Raw genomic sequence first — 25,790 nt, forward strand, 5'->3', positions numbered from 1 at the left:
TTTTCAGGCCGCTGCCGGCAACCGCACGCGGACGAGCAGGCCGCCCAGATCCTCGCTTTCCTCAAGACGGATCGTGCCGCTGTAGATTTCGATCACGTCGCGGACGATCGCGAGGCCGAGGCCGGTGCCGGGTTTGCTGGTGTCGAGCCGGGCGCCGCGTTCGAACAATTTGTCGCGGGCCTCGGCAGGAATGCCGGGGCCATCATCCTCGATCTGCAATTCGATGAAGCCTGCATCGCGGACCACCGTCACGAACACGCGGCCCTGGCCGTATTTAGCGGCATTTTCGATAAGGTTGCCGAGTATTTCGTCGAGATCCTGCCGCTCGACATGCGCGATCGCATCCTTCGCGCCGGCGACGTCGATCGTTACGTGGCGGTGCATGCGCGTCACCGCGCGTTCGACGGCTTTCAGCGAGGGCCAGATCTCGGCACGAGCCTGGGCGTTGGCGCGCCGGCCGACTGCGCGGGCGCGGGCAAGGTGATGGTCGACCTGGCGCCGCATCGTTGTCGCCTCGCGGATGACCGTCGTCGCCAGATCAGGGTTCTTCGCGGTGGCCTCGTTCATGATAACGGTCAGCGGAGTCTTGAGGGCGTGGGCAAGGTTGCCCGCGTGCCGGCGCGCTTCCTCGGCCTGGGTCTCGCTATGCGCGAGCAGGTCGTTGAGTTCCTGCACCAAAGGCGCCACCTCATCGGGCAATTTCGCGTCGATCCGCGCGCTCGCGCCTGATCGTACCTCGGCCAGAGCGCGCCGCAGGCTGCGCAGCGGCCACAGCCCATAGGTCGCCTGCAGCGCCGCCAATATGATCAGGCCCAGCCCAAGCAAAGCAAACGATCGTACCAGCGTGCGTCGCAGCACCGCGATCTGATCGTCGAGATTCGCGCGGCTTGCAGCGACCTGGAACCGCCATTCGGTCGGCGATCCCGGCAGATGCACCTCGCGATCGAGGACGCGCAGCGCCTCGCCGGGAAATTCTTCGCTGTTGTGAATATGGACATGGGTGCCGACATGATCGGGGGCCTGCCGGAGCGCGCGATCCCACAAGGATCGTGATCGGAACGGTTCATGGCCGGCGCCCGACACTTCCCAATATAAGCCCGAATAAGGCTCCAGAAAGCGCTGGTCGCCGAGCGGACGATTGAAGCGCACCTCCTTGTCAGGGCCGATTTCGGCCGACGCGATCATCGCCGTCAGTACATATTCGAGCTGGGCATCGAAATTGCGTGTGATCGCGTCGCTCAGCACCCTGTCGAGCGCGAACCCGCCGCCGAACAGCAACACGCCGATCCACAAGGCGGCGATGCTGATCATCCGGCGGGTGAGCGATCCCGTCGAGCGCACATTGGCCGCGCGTGGCCTGCCGCGAAGGCGGGCCCGGATGAGTAAAAGGGATCGCCGAAGCGACATGCGGGCCTGTCCGGTCGGTTGCCGGTCAGGCCACCGGTTCGTCGAGCGAATAGCCAAGCCCGCGGATTGTGGTGATCACGTCCTGGCCCAATTTTTTGCGGATGCGCGTGACGAACACTTCGATCGTGTTCGAATCGCGATCGAAATCCTGATCGTAGATATGCTCGATCAATTCGGTGCGGCTGACGACCTTGCCCTTGTGGTGCAGCAGATAGCTGAGCAATTTATATTCCTGGGCGGTCAGCTTGACCGGCTCGCCTGCCAGCGTGACCTTGCCGCTGCGCGTATCGAGGCGGACGTCGCCGGCGATCAGTTCGGACGAGGCGTTGCCGGAGGCGCGGCGAATCAGCGCGCGCAGCCGCGCGATCAATTCTTCGGTCTGGAACGGCTTGGCCAGATAGTCGTCGGCGCCCGCATCGAGCCCGGCCACCTTGTCCGACCAGCTATCGCGCGCGGTGAGAACGAGCACGGGCGTATCCTTGCCCTCGCGCCGCCAACGATCGAGCACGGTCAACCCGTCGACCTCGGGCAGGCCGAGATCGAGGATCACGGCATCATAGGCCTCGGTCGACCCGAGATAATGGCCGTCCTCGCCATCGGTCGCGAGATCGATCGCATAGCCGGCGCCTTCGAGCGTTGCCCGAAGCTGACGCCCGAGATTGGGTTCATCCTCTACGATCAGGACGCGCATATCTTCCCCTTGTTCCTGGCGGCCGTTGCAGGCGTCACTCGCCCGAACGGCCCATTTCACGCCCCGTGCGGCCATCCATATCAAGCCATATCACCGAGTTGCCTCGTTGAAACTTGAAACGATAGCGTCCGGTTCCCGGATCGAATTCGGAACCGATCATTTGCGCATTGCCCGCCCGATCCATTGCGCGTGCGCGCATTTCCTGAAAGGGCAGAATATTGCCGCTGCGGACGCCGGCGCGGATGGCATCTTGTTCTGGCATGCGCCGATCTGCAGATGCGGACGCTGCCAGCAGGGCCGCCGCGAGGGCTGCCGATGCCAGCGCAGCCGAAAGAGGGCCGGGGGCGACATTATGTTTACGCATTACCATGGGCTTGTGGCATAGGGCCCACCCGTTGAATAGGGCATGAATATCCGTGCCTTTCTATCCCTCTTATATGTTGCATCATGGCCGCACCTATCCTTGCTTATCAGAATCTCGGCCTTGTCCAGGGCGATGGCTGGCTCTTCCGCAATCTCGATCTGCACATCGCTCCGCGCGATCGGCTGGCGCTGATCGGCCGTAATGGTGCCGGCAAGACGACCTTGCTGAAACTGCTCGCCGGAACGATCGATTGCGATGAAGGCACGCGCGTGATTGTGCCCGGCACCAAGGTAGTCCTGCTCGAACAGGAGCCGTCGCTGAGCGGCCATGCGACCTTGCGTGACTATGCGCTGGCGGGCGCCGATGCGCCGCCGCGCCATGAGGTGGAGGCGATCGCCGATCAGATCGGTATCGATCTGTCGCGCGATTCGGCGACCGCCTCGGGTGGCGAGCGCCGTCGCGCTGCGATTGCGCGTGCGCTGGCGATGGAGCCCGATGTGCTGCTGCTCGACGAGCCAACCAACCATCTCGATCTCGCAGCGATCGAATGGCTCGAAAATTGGCTCGGGCGGTTCAGCGGCGCGTTCGTGGCGATCAGCCACGATCGCACCTTCCTCACGCGGCTCACCCGTCAGACTTTGTGGCTCGATCGCGGCGCGATCCGCCGTGCCGAGATCGGTTTTGGCGGGTTCGAGGCGTGGACCGAGAAGGTCTATGAGGAAGAAGCCCGCGTCGCGGAAAAGCTCGACGCGAAGCTCAAGCTCGAACTGCACTGGCTGCAGCGCGGCGTGACCGCGCGGCGCAAGCGCAACCAGGGGCGGCTCGGGAAGCTTCATGAGATGCGGGCGCAGCGCAAGGCGATGCTCGGGCCGCCGGGCACCGCCAAGCTTGGCATCATGGCCGATGACAGCAAGACCAAGGTCGTGATCGACGCCGAACATGTCACCAAGGCCTTCGGGGATCGCCCGATCATCAAGGATTTCACCTTTCGCGTGACGCGCGGCGACCGGATCGGGCTGGTCGGCGCGAATGGGGTCGGCAAGTCGACTCTGCTCAAATTACTGACCGGCGAACTGGCGCCCGATTCGGGCAAGGTGAAGCTGGCGAGGACGCTCGACAGCGTCGTCATCGATCAGCAGCGCAAGCTGATGGCCCCCGAAAAGCGCGTCCGTGATGTGCTCGCCGATGGCGGCGACTGGATCGAGGTGCAGGGCGTCAAGAAGCATGTTCACGGCTATCTGAAGGAGTTCCTGTTCGATCCCTCGATGGCCGACGCCCGGATCGGCACGTTGTCGGGCGGCGAACGGTCGCGCGTCCTGCTCGCGCGCGAGTTTGCGCGGCCGTCGAACTTGCTCGTGCTCGACGAACCGACCAACGATCTTGATCTGGAAACGCTCGATCTGTTGCAGGAGGTTGTGGCCGACTATGACGGCACGGTGCTGATCGTCAGCCATGACCGCGACTTCCTCGATCGCACCGTGACCGTGACATTGGGGCTCGACGGATCGGGCAAGGTCGACATCGTCGCCGGCGGTTATGAGGATTGGGAGCGGCAACGCGCCGAGAAAGCCGAGGCCCGGCGGGTGGCGACGCAGAAGGCGGCGCCTGCTCCGGCGACGGCTCCTCCAAAGCCTAAATCGAAGCTGACCTATAAGGATCAGCGCGATCTCGACCTGCTGCCGGCGGAAATCGAGAAACTGGAAGCGGCGATCGCTCGCGACGAGGCGGCGTTGGCCGATCCCGATCTTTACGCGAAGAACCCGGCGAAGTTCGACCAGCTCATGAAGGCGATCGATGCGGCGCGGGCCAAGAAGGATGCGGCGGAAACGCGGTGGATGGAGCTTGCGGAAATGGCCGAAGGGCTGGGCTGAGCGGCCCTCCGGCTAGTTACGCCGCGCGCGCATATGTCCGGGCCGGTAGTCCGCGGGCGGCGGCGTCATCCAGCGTGAATTGCGCGATCAGCGCGGCGAGCTGATCCGCCTGATCGGCCAGGCTGCGCGATGCGGCGGTGCTCTGTTCGACCATCGCCGCATTTTGCTGGGTCATCCGGTCCATTTCGCTGACCGCGCCGTTGACCTGCTGCAGGCGGCCTGACTGCGCCTCGGCGGATACGGAAGTCTCGCTCATCAGCGTGTTGATGTCGCCCACCTTCGTGACGATCCGCTTGAGCACCAGGCCGGCCTTGTTGACGAGTTCGGCACCGCTTTGCACCTGTTGCGAGCTGGTGAGGATCAGATCCTTGATGTGCTTTGCAGCTTCGGCCGAACGCAGCGCGAGCGCACGAACCTCATTGGCCACCACCGCAAAGCCGCGACCCGAATCGCCGGCGCGCGCCGCCTCGACGCCGGCATTCAAGGCCAGAAGGTTGGTCTGGAATGCGATACCGTCGATGACATCGATGATCTGGGTGATTTCCTGCGAGGATTTTTCGATTCCTTCCATCGCGACGATCGCATCATGCACGACATGGCCCCCCTCGGTCGCGTCCCGATGCGCCTCCTGCACCGTCCGGCTGGTTTCCGCCGAGCCATTGGCGGCCGCGCGCATGGTGATGGCGATCTCGTTGATCGTGGCCGCTGCCTCCGCAAGCGATGCCGCTTGTTCCTCGGTTCGCTGGGCGAAATTGATTGATGCCGAACTCACCTCGCTCGATCCGGTATGGATCGCCGCGATGCCGTGTTCGACGCCGCCGACGGCGCTCGCCATGGAGCCCAGCGCGGCGTTGAAATCGGTCTGGAGCTGACGATACGCCGCGGGAAAGTCTGCGAGCCGGACGGTCAGATCGCCCTGCGCCAGCTGGCCGAGGCCGGCTCCGATCTTCGCGACGACCTGGGCCTGTTCGGCATCGGCGCGGGCTTTCGCCGCAACAGCACTGGCGTTGGCGATGCCGACCTCGCGGAAGACGAGCACGGCCTGCGCCATGCTGCCGATCTCGTCGTGGCGGTCGGACGCGGGAATGTCGACATCGAAATCGCCTGCGGCGAGCGCCTTCATCGTTTCGGTCATCCGGCTTACGGGCCTGGCGATCGATCGCCACAGCAGCCATCCCATGATGCCGGCGATCGCGATGGCCGCCGCGCCGCCGGTCCATAGCGCGAGTCGCGCCATCATGTCGCTGTGATGCTGCTGGTCGCGCCTCGCCGCGAGCCGCTCATCCTGCAAAGCCATGATCTTTTCCATGGCCTTGCGCATGCCGCCGAGTTGCTTGACCCCGGCCATTTCCTGCGCTTCGGGGCGGGTCAGCGGATCGGCGGCGAGCGCGATCGTGCGGTCGAGCCGCGTTTCGTGCCACGCCTTCACTGCATCCATGAATTCGGCGCCCAGCGCGCGCTGCTCGGCTGTTTCTGCCAGCGCGTCAAATTTGTGGGCGGACATATCCAGTCTGGCGGCATTTTCCTGATAGGTTTTCAGGAACTCGGCTTTTCCCAGGATGGCATATGCGCGCACGGCATTTTGCTGCTCGATCACGCTGGTCATCATCGTGCGCGCCTCGCCCATCATGTCGAACATGCGTTCATTGGCATCGGCATCGGCGCGTAGCGCGTTGAGACTGGCGAAGAGTATCAGGCTGACGGTGAAGAACACAGCAATCACCACAGCAAAAGCACTCATCAGCTTTCGCGACAGCTTTCGCGACATGGCGAGATTCAGGAAAAACATTTTGGACTCCGCCGCAAGACTCTACCAAGCGGTACGGCGGAAGTGGTTAAGAAGAGATTAGGGACGATTCCTCGCCTTTCACTCGTCTTTCAATCGCCCGATTTCGCCTTCTCGTGATGGCGAATCACCTCGTCGATGATGAATCGCAGGAATTTTTCGGAGAAATCGGGATCGAGATTGGCGCTCTTCGCCAGGCTGCGAAGCCGCTCGATCTGCGCCGATTCGCGATTGGGATCGGCGGCCGGCAGGCCGGACGTCGCCTTGTGCAGCCCGACGGCCTTGGTGATCTTGAAGCGCTCGGCCAGCATGAACACCAAGGCGGCGTCGATATTGTCGATGCTCTCGCGATAGCTCTTCAAAATCTCGTCGTTCATGTCCGTCCTGCTCTGCCGTTTCGTCGCCTTTTGTTGACCAATGGGCATGAACGCAAGCCCATCCGCTTGCCTTTCGCGCGGGTCCGCGCCATGGGCACGCGCATGACTGCAACCGTGACGCCGATCCGCCGATCTGCCGCGCCATCGCTCGACCCGATGATGACGCTGGTTGCGGCCGACATGAACAAGGTCAACAGCGTCATCCTGACGCGGATGCAATCCGATGTTCCGCTGATCCCGGAACTGGCCGGCCACCTGATCGCCGGTGGCGGCAAGAGGATGCGGCCGATGCTTACGCTCGCCTGCGCCAAGCTGCTCGATTATCAGGGCACCCGGCACCACAAGCTCGCGGCGATCGTCGAGTTCATCCATACCGCCACCCTGCTGCACGACGATGTCGTCGACGGTTCGGGGCTGCGGCGCGGACGGCGCACCGCCAACATGATCTGGGGCAATTCGGCGAGTGTGCTCGTCGGCGATTTCCTGTTCAGCCGGTCGTTTGAGCTTATGGTCGAGGATGGCTCGCTGCGCGTGCTCAAGATCCTGTCGCATGCCTCGGCGGTAATCGCCGAGGGCGAGGTCAACCAGCTGACCGCGCAGCGCCGGATCGATACGAACGAGGATCGCTATCTCGATATCATCGCGGCGAAGACGGCGGTCCTGTTTGCCGCGGCCTGCCGGATCGCGGCGGTGGTGGCCGAGCGCGAGCCCGCAATTGAAGAAGCACTCGACAATTTCGGCCGTTATCTCGGCATCGCTTTTCAGCTCGTCGACGATGCGATCGATTATGAATCGAACGATGCGACGATGGGCAAGGATGCCGGCGACGACTTCCGCGACGGCAAGGTGACCCTGCCGATCATCCTCGCTTATGCACGCGCCGGCGAGGACGACCGCACCTTCCTCCGCGAGGCGATCGAGGGCTTGCGCAACGATGATGACGATCTGGCGCGGGCGACGGCGATCCTGAAATCGACCGGCGCGCTGGTCGATACGGCCGCGCGCGCCCGCCATTATGGCCGCCGCGCGATCGATGCGCTGGCGAGCTTTCCGAACGGGCAGGCCAAGACGGCGTTGATCGAGGCGGTGGAGTTCGCGGTCGCGCGGGCTTACTAATTCCTAATTCCTCCCCGGGACGGGGAGGGGGCCCGCTCGAAGAGCGGTGGAGGGGCTTGCGGAACCGTCGGAATGCCCCACCACCATGCTGCGCATGGTCCCCCTCCCCGTGCCGGGGAGGATTTTACCGTCCTCATTCGGGCGAGCCGCCATGCTTCCGATCCACGCCGTCCTGCCTGATCTGATCGCCGCGCTCGACGCCGCGCCGAACGCGGTGCTCGTGGCACCCCCCGGTGCCGGCAAGACGACGGCCGTGGCGCCGGCCCTGCTCGACCGGCCATGGTGCACCGGCCAGATCCTTCTTCTCTCCCCCCGCCGGCTTGCGGCGCGGGCGGCGGCCGAGCGGATGGCGGCGTTGGCGGGCGAGGCCGTGGGCGGCACGATCGGCTATGCGACCCGGCTCGACAGCAAGCAGTCCGCCGCCACCCGCATCCTGGTCGTCACCGAGGGCATCTTCGTCAATCGCATCCAGAGCGATCCCGATTTGCCGGGCATCTCGGCGGTGCTGTTCGACGAGGTGCACGAACGCAGTCTCGACAGTGATTTCGGGCTCGCGCTCGCGCTCGATGCGCAGGCGGCGTTGCGGCCCGATCTGCGGCTGGTCGCGATGTCCGCCACGCTCGACGGTGCGCGCTTTGCCGGGCTGATGGACGGACTGGTGATCGAGAGCGAGGGGCGCAGCTTCGCGCTCGAATATCGCCATCTGCCGCGTAACGCCGAACGGCGGATCGAGGATGATATGGCGCCGGCGATCCGCCGCGCGCTGGCGGAGGAGGGCGGGAGCCTGCTCGCCTTCCTGCCCGGTGTCGCCGAGATCGAGCGTACCGCCGAACGGCTCGGCGATCTGCCGCCCGATGTCATCCTGCATCGTCTGCACGGCTCGCTCGATCCGGCCGAGCAGCGCGCGGCGATCGCGCCGTCGCCTGCCGGATACCGAAAACTCGTGCTCGCCACCTCGATCGCCGAAACCAGCATCACGATCGATGGCCTGCGCATCGTCGTCGACAGCGGCCTTGCCCGCCGCCCGCGCTATGATCGCGCGGCCGGCATGACCCGGCTCGTCACCGAGCGCGCAAGCCAGGCGGCGGTTACGCAGCGCGCGGGCCGCGCCGGGCGGCAGCAGGCAGGCATCGTCTATCGGCTGTGGGAGGCGGCGGCGACGGCAGGCTTGCCGCGCTTCGATCCGCCTGAGATATTGGAGGCCGATCTGTCGGCGTTGCTGCTCGATTGCGCGATCTGGGGCGTGACCGATCCGGCATCCTTGCGCTGGGTCGACTCGCCCCCGGCCGCCGGGATCGCCGAGGCACGCGAGCGGCTGATCGCGCTCGATGCGCTCGATGGCGACGGACGGGTCACCGCGCATGGCCGCCGCATCGCCAGCCTGCCGCTGCCGCCGCGGCTTGGCCATATGCTGGTGCGCGCGGGCGAACGCGGGATGGGCGGTACAGCGGCGCATGTCGCGGTGCTGCTGTCGGAGCGCGGGCTGGGCGGCAGCGATGCCGATCTCGATCTGCGGCTGCGGCGGTGGCGGCAGGAGCGGGGGCGGCGCGCCGACGCATCGCGCAAGCTGGCCGCACGCTGGGCACGGCTGGTTGGCGCGCATGCGGTTGCCGATGAGGCCGATGTCGCGGCCTGTGTAGCGCTCGCCTTCCCCGATCGCATCGCGCGGCGGCGATCTGTGAGCGGCGAGGACTGGATTTCAAGCGGCGGGCGCGGCTTCCGGCTTGATCCGACGTCGCCGCTCGCGCGCAACGAATGGCTCGCGGTGGCCGAGACGCAGGGCTCGGCGGCCGGCGCTCGCATCTTGTCGGCGGCACCGATCGATGCTGCCGACATTGAAGCGATGTTTGTGGATCGCATCGAGGTACGGCGCACGGCGCGCTTCGATCCGGCCACCGGGGCGGTCGAGGCGCGGCGCGAGCGGCGGTTGGGGGCGATCGTGCTGTCCGCCGGGCGCGACGAGGCCGCCGATCGCAAGGAGATCGCAGCGGCCCTCGTCGAAGCGGTGCGCGAGCGCGGGCTCGGCCTGATCGCGTGGCCGGAGAGCCTTGCCGGGCTGCGTGCCCGTGCGGCGTTCGCGATCGCGCATGGCGCAGACATCGCCGATCTTTCGGACGAAGCGCTGATCGCGAAGCTCGACGACTGGTTCGCGCCTTTGGTCGAGGGGCGACGGCGCCTGTCGGATATCACGGCATCCGATCTGCACGGTGCGATCGACGGACTGCTCGGCTGGGACGGCCGCCGCCTGCTCGACCGCATCGCGCCCGAACAGTTCGTCTCGCCCGCCGGCAGCCATCACGCGATCGACTATGCAGCCGAGGGTGGCCCCGCCGTCGAATTGCGTCCGCAGACCTTGTTCGGTCTCGCTACACACCCGATGGTCGCCGATGGCCGCGTGCCGCTGTTGCTGCGCCTGACGTCGCCTGCCGGCCGGCCAATCCAGACGACTCGCGACCTGCCGGGCTTCTGGTCGGGCAGCTGGGTGGCGGTGGCGAAGGAGATGCGGGGGCGCTATCCACGGCATCCTTGGCCGGACGATCCGGCGGGGGCTGATCCGACGCTCAGGACAAAGAGGGCGATAGGGCGCACGTAACGGCCCTTGACGCATCCCCCCGCACTGCGGCATCGCAACATGAGCCACAGGGCGCAGGGAACAGGCAGGATATGACGCAGGCGCGCATCTATCAGCGGATCAAGAACAGCATGCAGTCGGGCCGCGCAGGCACCGGCCAATGGGTGCTGGAGTTCGAACCCGCCGAGGCCAAGAAGCCCGATCCGCTGACCGGCTGGGCGGGCTCTGGCGATACCAAGGGGCAGGTGCTGCTCTATTTCCCGACCTTGAGCGCTGCGCAGGCCTATGCCTCGCGCGAGGGGCTGACCGCGCATGTCGTGCCGCCGGCGGTGCGGACGCTCAAGATTCAGGCTTACGCGGACAATTTTAAGTAAAATCAGGCGGTGCCGCAGCGCGAAGCGGTAGTCGGCTCGTCGTCCGCCCCCTCCGTCAGCCTGCGGCCGACACCTCCCCCTGGCGGGGGAGGATTAGGGTTTATCATCCTCCCCCGCCAGGGGGAGGTGGCGCCGAAGGCGAAGGAGGGGGCGGTCGGCGGTCGGTTGCGATGGCGATGATCTGGCGGACCACGCCGTCCAGATTGGCCAATATTTCCTCAGCGGGGTAGCGCACGACAAGCACGCCTTGCGCGGTAAGCCATGCGTCGCGATGCGCATCCCGCGCCGGGCGATCGCCCCGATCATGGGCTTCGCCATCGACCTCGATCGCCAAACGCGCAGGTGCGCAATAGAAGTCGAGCACATAGTTGCCCGCAGGATGCTGTCTGCGGAAGCGCAGCCCGTCTTCGTTCCGTCGCAGCGCGAGCCACAAGGCGATTTCCGGGGGCGTCATGTCTTGACGTAGTCGCTTGGCGTTACGCCGGCCGGTTGTGGATCCTTCCAGGCGCATTGCCGTCCGCCCCCTCCGTCAGCCTGTGGCTGACACCTCCCCCTGGCGGGGGAGGATCAATTCAATATCCCCGCGCCGAGCAGCAGCAGCAGTTTCACGTCCATCATCACGCCGTCGGCGCGCTTCGCAGCGATGAAGTCCGCGACGCCGGCCAGCGGGACGCGGTGGACGAGGATATTTTCTCCGTCGACGCCACCGCCATCGCCCACCTTTTCCAGCCCGGTCGCACGCACCAACGTGAAGGTCTCCGAGACCATGCCCGGCGACGAGGCGAAATTACCGAGCGATTCGATCGCGGCGGCGCGGTAGCCGGTTTCCTCCTCCAGTTCGCGCGCGGCGGCTTCGGCCATCGGTTCGCCCTCGCTGTCGTCGCCGATCAGGCCGGCCGGCAGTTCGAGGCAATGCGCCTTGAGCGGCACGCGATATTGCTCGACGAGCAGGACATGGCCATCGTCGATCGCGACGATCACCGCGGCGGCGATCCCGCGCGCGCGGCCGACATATTCCCATTTGCCTTCGCGCTTGGCCGTGATGAAGCGGCCTTCCCACATCACTTCGATCGGTTGGTTCACAAGGTAATCATCCGGTTCGGCATTTCATCAGGGTCGGTGCCGCTGAACGGGAAGTGGATTGCCAGAACCTCGCCGACTTTGGCAACCGCCGCGGCCATGCCTTCGCCCGGCCGGCCCTCGCGCAGATGGCCGATCATCGCCGCCATCGCATCGCCCCATATTTCGGGTGCGACCTTGGCGGCGATCGCTTCGTCGGCGATCAGTTCGGCCTGATGTTCGGCCATCGACAGATAGATGAGAACGCCGGTGCGGGTGCGGGTGCGCTTCTCGGTGCTGGCCTTGAACAGCATGATCGCGCGGGCGCGGGCGCGGTGGGCCTTCACCTTGCGGGGGGTGAGCGCGAGCAGCAGCGGTTGCCACAGCAGGAGCGCGCGCATCGCCGCAAATTTGATCGTCACCACGATCAAAGCGGCGGTCAGCAATTCGCGGTGGGTCCAGACATGCGCCCAGCCGCCGGTCGCGCGATCGAACAGGCCGATATAGAAATCCGGAAAGGCCGCCAGCGCCGCCAATGCCAGCAGGGCGATCAGCGCCGACCAGATCAGGGCGACGTCATGAAAAGGGTCCGAACGATCGGCAACGATCGTCGCGATCTCGCCATCGGTCCGCGCTTCCGCCGCGCCGACGGCATCGGTGACCAGCGTGATATCCTGTTTGCTGATCTTCATCACCAGCTCCCCGACGATCCGCCGCCGCCGAACGAGCCGCCGCCGCCCGAAAAACCGCCACCGCCGCCGGAGCCGCCGCCCCATCCGCCGCCGCCATGGCCACCCCAGCCGCCGAGGCCAGGGCCCCAAAGCACGACCGGTAAACCCCCATAACGGCGCCCGCCCATGCGGCGGCCAATGGTTGAGACAAGGATGAAGCCGCCGACGACCAGCCAGAAGATCAACGATACCGGGATGCCGCTGCCTTCCTGCTGCTTCTGCTTGCTGACGAGCGTTTTGGCGCGGGCGGCTGCCTGATCGTCGGGCAGCTTCAATATGTCGATCAAAGCATTGCTGCCGGCCATGATGCCGCCGGCCATATCGCCCTTGCGGAAGGCCGGTACGATCTGGTTCTGGATGATCACGCTCGACAGTGCATCGGTGACGATCGGTTCGAGCCCGTAGCCGACCTCGATCCGCACCTTGCGCTCCTTGGGCGCGATGATCAGCAGCAGCCCGTCGTCGATCTTCTTCTGCCCGATCGCCCAGGTACGCCCCAGCCGATAGCCATAATCCTCGATCTCATAACCTTGCAGATCGGGGACGGTGACGACCACCATCTGATGCGCGGTTTTCTGTTCGAGCGCGGCGAGCTTCGCGGTGAGGTCCGCTGTCTGCTCGGGCGAGAGCAGGTGGGCGTTGTCGACGACCTGGCCGGTGAGCGGGGGGAAGGTTTGCGCGGAAGCGGGGGAGAGCCAGGCAAAGGCAAGAAGGAGAAGGGCCAGCATCCTCATGATCGTCGTCCCGGACTTGATCCCATACGGGCTATAATCGAATCCGCGGGCTTGATCCTTCCCCGCCAAGGGGAGGTGGCGCCAAAGGCGACGGAGGGGGCGGGTGGCGATCAAATCCGCTTTGGAATTCACCGCTTTTCTTCTCCTGCCCGGCGGACCGCCAACCTCCCCCTCCGTCAGCCTTCGGCTGCCACCTCCCCCTGCCGGGGGAGGATTGGAACGAACGGCCACCGTCCGGCTCAAAACGAGACGGTCGGGGCGTTGGCTGCGGCCGCGGAAGCCTCGAACGGGGCCATAGGCTGCGCGCCGTGGAAGACTTTAGCGCCGATCGCATCGGGGAAGGTCCGGATCAGCGTATTATAGGCGCGGACCGACTCATTATAATCGCGCCGGGCGATGGCGATGCGGTTCTCGGTGCCTTCAAGCTGCGACTGCAGAGCCATGAAATTTTGGCTCGACTTGAGCTCCGGATAGCGTTCCGAAGCGACCATCAGCCGGCCGATCGACTTGCCGAGCTGCGCCTGCGCGTCGCTGAACGCCTTGACCTTGGCGGGATCCTGCAGATCCGCTGCCGAGATCTGGATGCTCGTCGCCTTGGCGCGCGCCTCGGTCACCTCGACCAGCACCGATTTCTCCTGCGTCGCGAAACCCTTCACCGTGTTGACGAGGTTCGGGATCAAATCCGCGCGGCGCTGATACTGGGTCTGGACATCGGCCCATTTGGCTTTGGCCTCCTCCTGCGCGGCAGGCACGCTGTTCAGCCCGCAGGCGGACAGCGACAAGGCGGCGACGGGGGCCAGCAACAGTGGCGAAAAGCGGCGGACGGAAGACATGTAGCGATCATCCCTGCATAAACTGTATTATCCGCGTAGGTAGGTTTTGCCTGCTCGCGCTTCAATCCCATGCCCCCGCTTTATTGCACGCCCGTGATCATCTAGGATAAAGGCGATCGTCAGGGAGAGCATCATGCTGAACGAATTCAAGGAGTTCATCAATCGCGGCAATGTCGTCGATCTGGCCGTGGCCGTGATCATCGGCGGCGCCTTCGGCAAGATCGTATCGTCGTTGACCGACGATATCATCATGCCCGCGATCGGTTACATCACTGGCGGCCTCGATTTTTCGAGCTATTTCGTGCGACTGGGGCCGATTCCGGCCGATTTTACCGGGGCCGCGAACAATTATGCCGATCTCAAGAAGGCCGGCGTGTCGATGATCGGCTTTGGCCAGTTCGCCACCGTGGCGGTCAATTTCCTGATCGTTGCCTTTGTCATCTTCCTGCTGGTCCGCTCGATCAACAAGCTGAACGCCAAAAAGAAGGTCGAGGAGGTCGCCGCGCCCGCTCCGCCGCCGGAGGATGTCGTCCTGTTGCGTGAGATTCTGGCCGAACTGAAGAAGAAGGGCTGAGCGCCACGCACACCCTTCTCATTTCTGCGCGCGCGCTTATATAGGTCCTGCCGGGCTTGCCCGGATATGGCGATAAATCGTGTCGTGTAATAGATGCAGCGGACCCGGGGGCGGTACCCGGCGGCTCCACCAGAAGGCCCGGATACGGGTTTCCTGACGGGGCCGAACTAGGATCGACGTGTATTCAAAGACGGCAGTTTGCCCGGCCTGAATGAGCCGTTAAACCGTTCAAAACTACAAGTGCTAACGATAACGAAGCACTCGCGATTGCTGCGTAACTGAACTCCCTCACGGGAACTAGGTTACAAGGCTAAGCGCGGTTCGGTCCGCACCGGGCAACAGAAGCGGAATCCAGCGGTACGGGGAGCACCGGGCAACAGAAGCTCCCCACTTGGTTCTATTGTGGTGAAACCGTCTTGTGAGCCGTTGACGTAGATTCAAACGGCCGCCTTTTCCTCATCGTCATGCTGAACTTGTTTCAGCATCCACCGTGCCACAAGTAGAGCGTCTCCCGCGGAGGAGTGGACCCTGAAACAGGTTCAGGGTGACGGGTTGGGAAGTGTTCGCACCAAGTCGGCGCCTGCGTCCGCGTTGGGGCGCCTCAATAACCCCGTGCTTCGCGGAGCAGCCTTCGCGCGCGCAGGTAGATTTCCAGACGATAGACGGCCAAAATGCCGACGGCTGACGCGACGAAGATGTCGGTCACCAGCGCCGCGCCCGGATGCCAATAGGCGCCGCTGCCCGTCAGCGCCGATCGCATGCCCAGCCGGATGGCGATCAGCAGCAGGATGAACAGGATCGCGGCCGGCGAACTGCGCTGGTTCAGTTCGTGCGTTACCGGATCGACGGTGACCGCAACCATCCGGCCACGTTGCCATCCGATCGCCGCACCGACCGCAAAGGCCAGGATAGTCCAAAGCCAGCCCAGGCCTTCGGGGGGCATGCGCCAGAACAGCAAGCCGGCGAAGGCCAGATAGATCGTCGGGATGACCCACAGCACCTCGATCCGCAGCTTGCGTATCTTGCCCATGTTGCGCAGCCGCAGGAACATGACGGCGGCGATCAACGCCGCCGTGATCGTGTACCGCATGATATCGGTCTGGCTCATATGGATCGCTGCCTCCGAACGCTCCGTTGATCATTATCACGGCGCTGCAATGCGGCATAGTCAATCGGTTGGACGATCCGATCCTGTTCAGGCGGCGCGCGATCGTATCGGGTAATCCTGCTCCTTCTCGTTACTTTCGAAGCGGAACCGTGCGATCATCACCGCCAAATCATCTGCTTCGCTCGCCAGCGACCTCGCTGCAGCGGTTGATTGCTCGGCCATCGCCGCATTTTGCTGGATACCTTGGTCGATATTGCTGACAACGATATTCACGTTGGCTAGACTGTTTGCCTGTTCATCGGCCGACGTCGCGATGCTTCCGGCCAGATCGCGTATTTCGCCGACCTTGGCGACAATTCGTTCAAGCGCCGCGCCGCTTCGGCCAACTAGATCGACACCTATCGAGACTTGGTCGGAGCTTTTCGAAATCAGATCGGCAATCTCGCGCGCCGCCTCACGCGAGCGCTCGGCGAGCGCTCTTACTTCGGTGGCCACCACCGCGAACCCCTTGCCGGCATCGCCCGCGCGCGCCGCCTCGACGCCTGCATTGAGCGCCAACAAATTGGTCTGGAAGGAGATGGCATCGATAACGTTGACGATCTGCCCTATCGCCCGGGCGGATTCCTCGATGCGGGCCATCGCGTCGATCGCATCGCGAACGATCTCACCGCCCAGCATCGCATCGCCGTGGGCCCCGGCGACAGATTCGTTGACCTGCGCGGCACCGCTGGCACTCTGCGTTACCGAGGTGGTTATCGTCCGCATCGAACTGGCGGCCTGTTCGATGCCCGCGGCCTGCGCTTCGGTTCGTTGCGCGAAGTGGCTCGATGCGGAAACAATCTCGCCCGAGCCCGAGTGAACACGTGCCACCGTGGATCCTACCTGCTGCAGGACGGCGCCGAGCGTCCGGGACGCGTGATTGAAGTTGTTGCGGAGCGGTTCATATTCCGATGGGAAGGGCGTCCCGATCTGGCCTGAAAGATTCCCGTCGGCCAGCGCTTTGAGACCTTCGGCAAGTTCGTCGATCATCCGAACCTGTGCATGCCGTGCTTCGCCATCCATTGCTTCCTGGAGCCGTCGCCGGTCGATCAATTCGGTACGGAAGCGACTGATAGCACCGGCCATGAGGCCTATCTCGTCGTTACGATCCGCAGCGGGTACATCGACATCGAGGATACCTGTAGAAAGCTTCTGCATGGCATGATGGAGCCCGAGAAGGGGCCGCAGCAGGTGGCGGCCAATCAGGGCGATGACGATCAGGGTTTCGATCAACAGCACGGCGAGCGAAACGTTGACGATGATCGTCGAAAGTCGCCTTTCCGATCGTGCCTGCGTCTCAACGCTTCGGGCATGCTCGGCGATGATGTTACCTGCATTTTCCATCCCTGTCTCCAGAGCGTCGAACTGCCTTTTGAAATTTGCGAGTTCGTCGGTCGTCTGGTCAGGGTGGTCGTGCATGACGCGTATTATCCGGTCGGCTGCCGCGGCATAATCGTCGATCGGTTTGGCCAATTTGGCGGTCGATCCACTGACGGCTGGAGAGCCGCGATATGCGCGATCGGCGGCAATTCCGGCCTTCAGCCGCTCGATATGGCGATGAAGATCGTCGGCCGCTGCCGCCATGGACAGGCCCGTTGCAGGGTCGCGTGACATGAGTGCGCTCAGCACATCGGCCCGAATTGCATCGTGCATCATGTCGGCGTCCATATGATTGCGCAGCAGCTCCCCTGAAGCCCGTAACTGATCGAACGATTGTGCTTGGGTGTGGCCCGACCAAAGAACGACCGTGGCACAAAGGGATATCGTGGCGATCGTCAGCCCGCCGGTCAATTTCGCCTTTGCGTTCAATGACAAAGTCATCGTGAAGTAGCTCCTAATAAGTATAAATACTTATGGTTAATTTCATATCTATATCAGCTGAATATCGTGACTCAGTTAACAATTTGTAATTAATGTTCAGATATGACGATGATTGATAAATCGCTGATGGCGTTACATCTGGTACATTGAAATGATAAAGCGTAATCACTGCACTGGAATGCTGTGCACCTTAATGGTTGCACTGTTGGATATTTCAAATTCTACCCAGGCTAAGGCCGCGAACGCTACCGCAGCTCGGATCTGGGACGTTGGCCTGACTTATAAGATCGATGTCATGGCGCCTGTCGCCGGGGGGCTGCGTAATAAGCCTTATGGCCTCGACAATGTCGATCTGGTGGGAACCGCCGATCTGGATCGTCTGGCTGGGTGGACAGGCGCGAGTGCGCATATTCATCTGCTCAACAATAACGGTGGTTCGCCGAACGATGCCGCCGGAACGCTACAGGGTATCGACAATATCGAAGTATCGAGCCAGCGCCTGCGCCTCTTCGAGGCATGGTTAAATCAGCAGTTCGGCGATAATGTCGGTCTGCGCCTTGGTCTGTACGATTTGAACAGCGAATTTTATTCGGCGCCATCTGCGGGCTTGTTGCTGGCTCCACCATTCGGGATCGGCTCGGAAATCGCGGCTACAGGGCCAAACGGGCCGTCGATCTTTCCCTCCACGGCGCTTGCCGTGCGGCTTCGCGTTGAAGCACATGGTTATTACACCCATTTTGCGGTGGTCAATGCAGCTGCCGGAACGGTGGGCGATGCCGGCGGCGTTGATGTGAGTTTCAATTCCGGCGCGCTTGTAATCGGCGAAGTTGGGCACGAGGGCGATGTTAAAATTTCGCTGGGGGCGTGGGCTTATACACGCAGGCAGGACGACGTTCGCCAGCTTGATCCCAATGGTGAACCCCTTCGTCGCCGTGCGTTCGGTGGCTATCTGCTTGCCGACATACCAATCCTGAACAGTGGTTCGTCCGGATACGTATCGCTATTTGGGAGAGCAGGTTGGTCTGATGGTCGAACGACCCCCTATTCCGGTGGATGGCAACTTGGAATTTCTGTGCGGGAGCTGATTGTCGGCCATCCGGACAGCGCTCTATCGCTAGGAATTCACGAAGGTCGCCTGTCTTCGGCCTATCGCGCGAATGAGAGGGATGCCGGCGGTAGCCCGGCAAAGTCAGAGCGGGCGATCGAATTGACGGTATCGGATCGGGTAGCGTCGCGCCTTACGTTGCAGCCGGACATTCAGTGGATATTCGATCCTGGAGGCGACCGGCGGCGGGGCTCGCTGGTTGTCATGGGCCTACGGACGACACTCTCGCTGTGACTGCAGGGGGCATGCCATGCCGGCGGCTCCACCTGATAGCCGGAAACGAAAAAGGGGAGCTCGAGGCTCCCCTTTCCCTTGTTTGTGGTGATGCCGAAGATCAGTCTTCGCGCTTCAGGAAGGCCGGGGCGAACTCGGGCGCGGGGCCGTCGTCATTGCTGCCTTCAGAACGCTCGCGGCGGGGCGGACGATCGCCACCGTCGCGGCGTGGGCCGCGATCGCGGTCGCCGTCACGCCGGGGGCCACGCTCGCCATCGCGGCGTGGGCCACGATCGGGGCGATCGCCACGCGGGCGGTCACCGCCTTCGCGCGGTTCACGTGCAGGGCGTTCGTCGGGCAACTCGGCACCGGTTTCCTGATCGACGACGCGCATCGACAGGCGAACCTTGCCGCGCGGATCGATCTCAAGCACCTTGACCTTGACTTCCTGGCCTTCGCTCAGGACGTCGGAGACCTTGGCGACGCGCTCATTCTTGATCTCGGACACATGGACGAGACCGTCCTTGCCGCCCATGAAGTTCACGAACGCGCCGAAATCGACGAGGTTGACGACCTTGCCATCATAGATCTTGCCGACTTCGGCTTCCATCGTGATGCCCTGGATCCACTTGCGCGCGGCCTCGATCTTCTCCGGGTCGGACGAGCTGATCTTGACCGTGCCGTCATCGTCGATGTCGACCTTGGCGCCGGTGGTGGCAACGATCTCGCGGATCACCTTGCCGCCGGTGCCGATGATGTCACGGATCTTGTCCTTGGGCACCGACATCGTCTCGATGCGCGGCGCATGGGCGCTGAGCTCGGTACGGGTGTGATCGAGCGCCTTGGACATTTCGCCCAGGATATGCGCGCGGCCCTCGCCGGCCTGCGCCAGCGCGATCCGCATGATTTCCTCGGTGATGCCCGCGATCTTGATGTCCATCTGCAGCGAGGTGATGCCCTCGGACGTGCCGGCCACCTTGAAGTCCATGTCGCCGAGATGGTCCTCGTCGCCCAGGATGTCGCTGATCACGGCGAAATCCTTGCCTTCGAGGATCAGGCCCATCGCGATGCCGGATACCGGACGCTTCAGCGGAACGCCCGCATCCATCATCGCCAGCGAACCGCCGCACACCGTCGCCATCGACGACGAGCCGTTCGACTCGGTAATGTCGGAGAGGACGCGGATCGTGTAGGGGAACTCTTCCTTGGTCGGCAGCACGGGGTGCAGCGCACGCCATGCCAGCTTGCCATGGCCGACTTCGCGACGGCCCGGCGCGCCGAAGCGACCGACTTCACCGACCGAGTAAGGCGGGAAGTTATAGTGGAGCATGAAGTTTTCGTAGGACAGGCCGGTCAGGCCGTCGATCATCTGCTCCGCATCCTTGGTGCCGAGCGTGGTCGTCACGATCGCCTGGGTCTCACCGCGGGTGAACAGGGCCGAACCATGGGCGCGCGGCAGGAAGTGGACCATCGCCTCGATCGGGCGAACCGTCTTGGTGTCGCGGCCATCGATGCGGCGGCCGTCCTTGAGGATCGCGGTGCGGACGATTTCGGCTTCGAGCTTCTTGACCAGCTTGTTGGCGGCCATCTGGTCCTGCGGGGCGGCGTCGGCGAATGCCGCCTTCGCCTTGGCGCGGGCTTCGTTGAGGGCGTTCGAACGGGCCGATTTGTCGGTGAGCTTATAAGCCTTGTCGATGTCCTTGCCGATCAGCTTCTTGAGCTTGGTCTTGGCGGCGGACAGATCGGCCTGCGGGGCCATTTCCCACGGATCCTTGGCGGCCTTTTCGGCGAGATCGATGATCGCACCGATCACGGCCTGGCAATTGCGATGCGCGAACATCACGGCGCCGAGCATGACTTCTTCCGAAAGCTCCTTGGCTTCGGATTCGACCATCATCACCGCATTCTGCGTGCCGGCAACGACGAGTTCGAGCTCGCCGGCCTTCACCTGGTCGAGGGTCGGGTTCAGGATATATTCGCCGTCGATATAGCCGACGCGGGCGGCGCCGATCGGGCCCATGAAGGGCACGCCCGACAGGGTCAGGGCTGCCGAAGCGGCGACCATCGCCAAAATATCGGGCTCGTTGTGGCCGTCATAGCTCAGAACCTGGCAGATGACGTTGATTTCGTTGTAGAAACCTTCGGGGAACAGCGGGCGGATCGGGCGATCGATCAGGCGGCTGACGAGCGTTTCCTTTTCGGTCGCGCCGCGCTCACGCTTGAAGAAGCCGCCGGGGATGCGGCCGGCCGCCGAATATTTTTCCTGATAGTGGACGGTGAGCGGGAAGAAGTCCTGCCCTTCCTTCACGCTGCGGGCGGCCGTAACGGCGCACAGCACAACGGTTTCGCCCAGGGTCGCCATGACGGCGCCATCGGCCTGACGGGCGACGCGGCCCGTTTCCAGAGTCAGCGTCTGATCGCCCCACTGGATTTCGGATTTCTTTATGTTGAACATTTTCGTTCCTTCTCTCCGAACGCCCTATGCGTCCGGGGCCTATCGGGCGGATGCGCTTTCTGATGCATCGGGCCCGCTCAGCGGGCACATCGCCCGCTTGTGGCAGGCTATTGGCCTGCCGATCCACCACGAGCCGAATTGCCCGTGGCCGGAATGGAAACGGCCCCCGGATCGGGGGCCGTTGGTGTTACTTGCGAAGGCCGAGCTTCGCGATGAGGGCTGCGTAACGGTCGCTGTCTTCGCGCTTGAGATAGTCGAGAAGGCTGCGGCGCTTGTTGACCAGCATCAGCAGACCGCGGCGCGAGTGATTGTCCTTCGCGTGGATCTTGAAATGCTCGGTCAGGTTGACGATGCGCTCGGTGAGGATCGAGATCTGGACTTCGGGGCTGCCTGTATCGCCTTCGCTGCGGGCGTTCTCGGAAATCACTACGGCTTTGCGCTCTGCGGTAATCGTCATCTTAAATATCCTTCGACATCGTCATGTTGAAGCCGCGCACCACCCTGATCTCGCGATCAATGGCCTCGACCAGCGCAACGGGGATGTCCCCGTCGATCGCCAGATGAAGACCCGTGGTTGCGGCGGTCCCGATCAAAATGCGCCCCTCGCGGAGCGCCTTCGCCTGATCGGGGGTGACTGCAAGAGCCGGGATGTCGTCCAGCCCCGCCGTCAGCGGCAAAGTTATAGCTTCAAGCCGGTGGCCCTTAGCGAGTTCATCGAGTTTGTCCAGCGAAATTGCCGGTTCGAGCGTGAACGGCCCGGCCTTGGTGCGGCGGAGCATGGTGACATGGCCGACGGTGCCGAGCGCCAGCGCGATGTCACGGGCGAGACTGCGGATATAGGTGCCCTTCGATACGCGGGCGGAGAGGGTGACGGAAGAAAGAAGAAGACCCTCATCCCGGCCTTCTCCCGCGAGCGGGAGAAGGTGCAGTGAAGCCCTCTCCCGCTCGCGGGAGAGGGTTGGGTGAGGGCCTTCTTCTTTTTCCTTTTCAACAATATCGAGGGAATGCACGACCACCGCCCGCGTCTTGATCTCGAATGTCTCTCCCGCCCGCGCGCGATCATATGCCCGCTCGCCGTCGATCTTGAGTGCGGAATAAGCCGGCGGCACCTGCTCGATCGGCCCGGTAAAGCGCGGCAGCACCGCTTCCAGCTCCGCCAGCGTCGGCCGTGCGTCCGACGTCGCGATCACCGGACCTTCGGCGTCGAGCGTATCGGTCTGCTCGCCGAATTTGATCGTGAAATCATAGGCCTTGTCGGCGTCGAGCATGCGGCCGCACAATTTGGTGGCCTCGCCGATCGCGATCGGCAGCACGCCCGACGCGAGCGGATCGAGCGTCCCGCCATGGCCGACCTTATATTTGCCATAGCCGCCTACCCGCAGCGCGCGCTTGACCGCCGACACCATCGGCGTCGATCCGGGCCCCACCGGCTTGTCGATGATGATCCAGCCGTGCATCAGCGGACCATGAACAGATCGAAGAGCGCCCGATTGAGCATCCTGACGGGGGGCTGCACGATCTGGCCGATGAGATCGACCGACGGCATCAGCATCGGCAGCGCGACCAGCAGGAACAGCAGAAGCGCGAAGCCATAACGGCCGAAGGCGTTGAAGCGCCGACCGGCGGCGGGCGGCAGTAGTCCCTCGATCACCCGGCCGCCGTCGAGGGGCGGGATCGGCAGCAGGTTGAACATGCCGAGGAACAGGTTGACCGTCACGAACACATCGAGGTTGACCAGCAGGAAGAGCGTGCCGGTGCCGCGTTCGCCGGGCGTGAGCCGGAACAGGATCGCGAGCAAGGCGGCGGCGATCACCGCCATCAGGAAGTTCGTCGCCGGTCCGGCGGCGCTGACCAGCACGCCGTGCCAGCGCGGATTGCGCAAGCGATCGGTGCGCACCGGAACCGGCTTCGCCCAGCCGAAGACCGGCGCGCCGGCGATGGCGAGCGATACAGGCAGCAGGATCGTGCCCACCGGATCGACATGACGAAACGGATTGAGGCTCAGCCGGCCGGCGAGGCGGGCCGTCGGATCGCCGAACCAGTTCGCCACCAGCCCATGGGCGACCTCGTGGAAGGTGACCGCGATCAGGATCGGGATGATCGCGGTCGCGGCCTCATAGATCGGGTTGGCGGGGTTCATCGCCGCGCTCTACCGGCAAGCCGCCGCGGACGCCAGTGCCGGCGGCTGCGATCAATGGTGGGGTTTGTACACCTTGCGCGGTGGCGGATCGCTCCGCACCAGGCTGGTGATCGGGCAGGGGCGGCCATGGACGACGATCTTCGAAAATTTATCGAAATCGCCGACCGGCCCCGTGTCGAAGCCCACCGCCAGCGCCGTATCGAGATCAAGGCAACGGCCCAGCAATTTGGCATGATACCATTTGCCGTTGCTGCTCCGCAGATACATCGCCTCGTCGCCATCCGACTGCCAATCGCTGATGCCGCCATGGTTGGCGAAGGCGATATGGGTTTCCTGCGGCGGGGTCGGCGGCGTGGCCGCTGCGGCGACGGCCAAAGCCAATATCACGGTACCAAAGGCGAGCATCCGTTCCATGACCTTTCCTTTATAGAATCGGGCCTGAACCGAGGCTGACTCAGCGTGGCGGAAGCGCCGCGCGAATTTGTGCGGCCAGCGCCTCGCGCGCCTCCATCGGCATCGGCGGACCGCTCTTTTCGCCCCAGGGTTGGCCGCTGTAGCGCGGGATGACATGGACGTGCAGGTGGAGCACGGTCTGGCCATAGCCATTATTCTGCTCGATCGAGAAACCGTTGGCGCCGAGCGCCTTCATCTGCGCCTGGCCGATCCGGCGGGCGACCGCCATGATGCGGTCGAAATCGGCCAGATCCACATCGAGCAGGTTGCGCGCCTGCGATCGTTTCGAGATCACCAGCACATGCCCGCGCTCGACCGGCTTGTAATCCATGAAGGCGAGCACCCGATCATCTTCATAGACCTTCGCCGCCGGCAGTTCGCCGCGGATGATCTTCGCGAAGCTGTTGTCCGGATCATAACGTCCCGGCAGCACCGCCTGGATCTGTGCGGCCGGCACGACGCGGGGCGCGGTGGTGCAGCCGCCGAGCAGGGCGAGCGAGATCGCGAAGGCCGCGCGACGGTTCATCGCTGCACTTTGCCGGCGGTCCAGCGCATTTCCTCGACGAAATGGCGGCGGCATAAGGCGATGTAGCGATCATTGCCGCCGATTTCGGTCTGCGCACCGATCGCCACCGCGCGGCCGTCTTCATCGATCCGCAAGTTCATCGTCGCCTTGCGCCCGCACACGCACACCGCCTTCAGCTCGACGAGCGTATCGGCGATCGCCAGCAGGTGCATGCTGCCGGTAAACAGGTTGGCGCGAAAATCGGTCCGCAGGCCGTAAGCCAGCACGGGAATGTTCATGTCGTCGCATACGTCGGCGAGCTGGAACACCTGGTCGCGGGTGAGGAACTGGGCTTCGTCGACAAGGATGCAGCTTAGCGGACGGATCGCGTTTTCGGCCTCGATCGCCGCCCTTATGTCGGTGTTCGTATCGAACAGACTGGCCTCCGCCGACAGCCCGATCCGCGAACTGATCGTCCCCTTCGCATAACGATCGTCGATCGCGGCGGTGAACAACATGGTCTCCATGCCGCGCTCGCGATAGTTGAAGCTCGCCTGCAGCAGCGTCGTCGACTTGCCGGCGTTCATCGCGGCATAATAGAAATAGAGCTTGGCCATCGCGCCTCTTATTCTATGGGCGCGCAGCGGCGTCCAGAGGATCGGCGCGTTTATGCTCCCGTAAAGGACATGTTTGTCGCGTGGAGCCTGCGGGATCGGCTAAAGGCTGGGCATGAGCAGGCCACAACCCGAGGCACCCCGCGTCAAATTCCGCTGGAGTCGCTACCATGCGATGATGGTCGCCGTGCCGGCGGACCATGGCGTGCGCGATCGGCTGCTCGCGTGCATCGGCGCGCTGGTCGGGATTGCGGCTACCGGCTTGCTGGTGCGCAGTCTGATCGGGACCAATGTGGACTTGCCGCTGCTGGTGGCGCCGATGGGGGCTGCAGCGGTTCTGCTCTTCGCGGTGCCGGCCAGCCCGCTCGCGCAGCCTTATGCCGCGCTGGTTGGCAATATCCTCTCTGCGGTAGTCGGCGTGGCTGCGGCGCGCATGATCCCGGATCAGATGATTGCGGCCGGCGTTGCCGTGGCTGGCGCAATTGCGGCGATGACGGCGTTGCGGTGCCTACACCCGCCGGGCGGCGCGATTGCCCTCACTGCCGTGTTCGGCGGGGCGGCGGTTAAGTCGGCCGGATATGACTTCGCGATCGTGCCGGTCGGTATCGATTCGGTGCTATTGATTGCGGCCGCGTGGGGATTTCATCGCGTTTCGGGGCACAGCTATCCGCACGTTGCCAAACCGCAGCCGCAGCACGCGGCCTTCGGCGACTTCCGCCGCGAGGATCTCGAACGCGCGATCGCGGAATATCCTGACGCGCTTGATGTCGATCCGGCGGATCTCGAAAATCTACTGCACGCAGCGGAGCACCATGCCGCCCGTCGTCGGGCGGGCAGTCGCCGATAAT

The 25,790-nt window shown here is 63.8% G+C and carries 26 protein-coding genes and 1 other RNA gene; 8 read left to right on the top strand and 19 right to left on the bottom strand.

Going from position 1 to position 25,790, the window contains the following annotated elements:
• Window positions 1-3: 3 nt before the first annotated feature.
• From BLS13_RS11055 to BLS13_RS11065, 3 genes are all read right to left on the bottom strand, one after another.
• Window positions 4-1,311: a sensor histidine kinase gene (locus BLS13_RS11055; RefSeq protein ID WP_176943545.1), complete on the bottom strand. Its 1,308-nt coding sequence runs from the start codon at window positions 1,309-1,311 to the stop codon at window positions 4-6.
• 121 nt (window positions 1,312-1,432) lie between these two features.
• Window positions 1,433-2,098 carry a response regulator transcription factor gene (locus tag BLS13_RS11060; RefSeq protein ID WP_037524628.1) on the bottom strand — a complete coding sequence of 222 codons (666 nt, stop codon included), beginning with the start codon at window positions 2,096-2,098 and terminating at the stop codon, window positions 1,433-1,435.
• A 34-nt stretch (window positions 2,099-2,132) separates the two neighbouring features.
• The gene (locus tag BLS13_RS11065; RefSeq protein ID WP_093452292.1) at window positions 2,133-2,360 is read right to left on the bottom strand and encodes a hypothetical protein; all 228 of its coding nucleotides are present in this window, start codon (window positions 2,358-2,360) and stop codon (window positions 2,133-2,135) included.
• Window positions 2,361-2,545: 185 nt separating this feature from the next.
• Between BLS13_RS11065 and BLS13_RS11070 the strand changes: the two genes are divergently transcribed.
• Window positions 2,546-4,333 carry an ABC-F family ATP-binding cassette domain-containing protein gene (locus BLS13_RS11070; RefSeq protein ID WP_093452112.1) on the top strand — a complete coding sequence of 596 codons (1,788 nt, stop codon included), beginning with the start codon at window positions 2,546-2,548 and terminating at the stop codon, window positions 4,331-4,333.
• Between the two features lie 16 nt (window positions 4,334-4,349).
• Here the strand turns inward: BLS13_RS11070 and BLS13_RS11075 are convergent, their stop codons facing one another.
• Both BLS13_RS11075 and BLS13_RS11080 read right to left on the bottom strand, forming a co-directional pair.
• Window positions 4,350-6,122: a methyl-accepting chemotaxis protein gene (locus BLS13_RS11075; protein WP_093452113.1), complete on the bottom strand. Its 1,773-nt coding sequence runs from the start codon at window positions 6,120-6,122 to the stop codon at window positions 4,350-4,352.
• A gap of 89 nt (window positions 6,123-6,211) precedes the next feature.
• Complete coding sequence (locus BLS13_RS11080) at window positions 6,212-6,496, bottom strand: chorismate mutase (RefSeq protein ID WP_093452115.1); 285 nt, start codon at window positions 6,494-6,496, stop codon at window positions 6,212-6,214.
• Window positions 6,497-6,598: 102 nt separating this feature from the next.
• Here BLS13_RS11080 and BLS13_RS11085 point away from each other — a divergent pair, with 102 nt between their 5' ends.
• From BLS13_RS11085 to BLS13_RS11095, 3 genes are all read left to right on the top strand, one after another.
• Window positions 6,599-7,612, top strand: a complete 1,014-nt coding sequence (locus BLS13_RS11085) for a polyprenyl synthetase family protein (protein ID WP_176943546.1) — start codon at window positions 6,599-6,601, stop codon at window positions 7,610-7,612.
• A 151-nt stretch (window positions 7,613-7,763) separates the two neighbouring features.
• Complete coding sequence (gene hrpB, locus BLS13_RS11090) at window positions 7,764-10,205, top strand: ATP-dependent helicase HrpB (RefSeq protein ID WP_093452116.1); 2,442 nt, start codon at window positions 7,764-7,766, stop codon at window positions 10,203-10,205.
• 71 nt (window positions 10,206-10,276) lie between these two features.
• On the top strand, window positions 10,277-10,558 hold the full coding sequence (locus BLS13_RS11095; RefSeq protein ID WP_093452118.1) for an ETC complex I subunit: 282 nt from the start codon (window positions 10,277-10,279) through the stop codon (window positions 10,556-10,558).
• Between the two features lie 103 nt (window positions 10,559-10,661).
• Here BLS13_RS11095 and BLS13_RS11100 read toward each other — a convergent pair whose 3' ends face one another.
• The 5 genes from BLS13_RS11100 to BLS13_RS11120 all read right to left on the bottom strand — a co-directional run bounded on the left by BLS13_RS11100 (window position 10,662) and on the right by BLS13_RS11120 (window position 13,915).
• Complete coding sequence (locus BLS13_RS11100; RefSeq protein WP_093452119.1) at window positions 10,662-11,069, bottom strand: endonuclease domain-containing protein; 408 nt, start codon at window positions 11,067-11,069, stop codon at window positions 10,662-10,664.
• A 56-nt stretch (window positions 11,070-11,125) separates the two neighbouring features.
• A complete protein-coding gene (locus BLS13_RS11105; protein WP_093452297.1) occupies window positions 11,126-11,620 on the bottom strand; it encodes an NUDIX hydrolase in 495 nt (164 codons plus the stop codon).
• A 17-nt stretch (window positions 11,621-11,637) separates the two neighbouring features.
• Window positions 11,638-12,309, bottom strand: a complete 672-nt coding sequence (locus BLS13_RS11110; RefSeq protein ID WP_093452299.1) for a TPM domain-containing protein — start codon at window positions 12,307-12,309, stop codon at window positions 11,638-11,640.
• Complete coding sequence (locus BLS13_RS11115) at window positions 12,309-13,082, bottom strand: TPM domain-containing protein (RefSeq protein ID WP_093452296.1); 774 nt, start codon at window positions 13,080-13,082, stop codon at window positions 12,309-12,311. Before BLS13_RS11115 ends, BLS13_RS11110 begins: the two co-directional genes overlap by 1 nt.
• 239 nt (window positions 13,083-13,321) lie before the next feature.
• Window positions 13,322-13,915, bottom strand: coding sequence for a LemA family protein (locus tag BLS13_RS11120; RefSeq protein WP_093452121.1), 594 nt, complete (start codon window positions 13,913-13,915; stop codon window positions 13,322-13,324).
• 133 nt (window positions 13,916-14,048) lie between these two features.
• Between BLS13_RS11120 and mscL the strand changes: the two genes are divergently transcribed.
• A complete protein-coding gene (mscL, locus tag BLS13_RS11125; RefSeq protein WP_093452122.1) occupies window positions 14,049-14,489 on the top strand; it encodes a large conductance mechanosensitive channel protein MscL in 441 nt (146 codons plus the stop codon).
• Window positions 14,490-14,500: 11 nt separating this feature from the next.
• Window positions 14,501-14,881, top strand: a transfer-messenger RNA (tmRNA) gene (gene ssrA / locus BLS13_RS11130).
• A 209-nt stretch (window positions 14,882-15,090) separates the two neighbouring features.
• On the opposite strand, the gene BLS13_RS11135 is transcribed toward ssrA, so the two are convergent.
• Window positions 15,091-15,597: a CcdC protein domain-containing protein gene (locus BLS13_RS11135; RefSeq protein WP_093452124.1), complete on the bottom strand. Its 507-nt coding sequence runs from the start codon at window positions 15,595-15,597 to the stop codon at window positions 15,091-15,093.
• Window positions 15,598-15,684: 87 nt separating this feature from the next.
• Window positions 15,685-17,457, bottom strand: a complete 1,773-nt coding sequence (locus BLS13_RS20870; RefSeq protein WP_093452125.1) for a methyl-accepting chemotaxis protein — start codon at window positions 17,455-17,457, stop codon at window positions 15,685-15,687.
• A 151-nt stretch (window positions 17,458-17,608) separates the two neighbouring features.
• Between BLS13_RS20870 and BLS13_RS11145 the strand changes: the two genes are divergently transcribed.
• Entirely contained in the window at window positions 17,609-18,796 is a 1,188-nt protein-coding gene (locus tag BLS13_RS11145) for a carbohydrate porin (RefSeq protein WP_093452127.1), read from the top strand.
• A gap of 100 nt (window positions 18,797-18,896) precedes the next feature.
• Here BLS13_RS11145 and pnp read toward each other — a convergent pair whose 3' ends face one another.
• From pnp to BLS13_RS11180, 7 genes are all read right to left on the bottom strand, one after another.
• Window positions 18,897-21,230: a polyribonucleotide nucleotidyltransferase gene (pnp, locus tag BLS13_RS11150; protein WP_093452128.1), complete on the bottom strand. Its 2,334-nt coding sequence runs from the start codon at window positions 21,228-21,230 to the stop codon at window positions 18,897-18,899.
• A 187-nt stretch (window positions 21,231-21,417) separates the two neighbouring features.
• Window positions 21,418-21,687: a 30S ribosomal protein S15 gene (rpsO, locus tag BLS13_RS11155; protein WP_037524500.1), complete on the bottom strand. Its 270-nt coding sequence runs from the start codon at window positions 21,685-21,687 to the stop codon at window positions 21,418-21,420.
• Window position 21,688: 1 nt separating this feature from the next.
• Window positions 21,689-22,687, bottom strand: a complete 999-nt coding sequence (truB, locus tag BLS13_RS11160) for a tRNA pseudouridine(55) synthase TruB (protein WP_093452130.1) — start codon at window positions 22,685-22,687, stop codon at window positions 21,689-21,691.
• A complete protein-coding gene (locus BLS13_RS11165; protein WP_093452131.1) occupies window positions 22,687-23,370 on the bottom strand; it encodes a site-2 protease family protein in 684 nt (227 codons plus the stop codon). The genes truB and BLS13_RS11165 overlap by 1 nt, the downstream gene beginning before the upstream one ends.
• Window positions 23,371-23,421: 51 nt before the next feature.
• Window positions 23,422-23,784 (bottom strand): DUF6491 family protein, encoded by a 363-nt coding sequence (locus BLS13_RS11170; protein ID WP_093452133.1) that lies wholly within the window; start codon window positions 23,782-23,784, stop codon window positions 23,422-23,424.
• Between the two features lie 40 nt (window positions 23,785-23,824).
• Window positions 23,825-24,349, bottom strand: a complete 525-nt coding sequence (locus BLS13_RS11175) for an HIT family protein (RefSeq protein WP_093452135.1) — start codon at window positions 24,347-24,349, stop codon at window positions 23,825-23,827.
• The gene (locus tag BLS13_RS11180) at window positions 24,346-24,945 is read right to left on the bottom strand and encodes a thymidine kinase (RefSeq protein WP_093452136.1); all 600 of its coding nucleotides are present in this window, start codon (window positions 24,943-24,945) and stop codon (window positions 24,346-24,348) included. Before BLS13_RS11180 ends, BLS13_RS11175 begins: the two co-directional genes overlap by 4 nt.
• Window positions 24,946-25,057: 112 nt before the next feature.
• On the opposite strand from BLS13_RS11180, the gene BLS13_RS11185 reads away from it, so the two are divergent.
• Window positions 25,058-25,789 (top strand): HPP family protein, encoded by a 732-nt coding sequence (locus BLS13_RS11185; protein ID WP_256325827.1) that lies wholly within the window; start codon window positions 25,058-25,060, stop codon window positions 25,787-25,789.
• The last annotated feature ends 1 nt before the right edge of the window (window position 25,790 follow it).

Source organism: Sphingomonas sp. YR710 (assembly GCF_900101455.1).
Lineage (GTDB): Bacteria > Pseudomonadota > Alphaproteobacteria > Sphingomonadales > Sphingomonadaceae > Rhizorhabdus.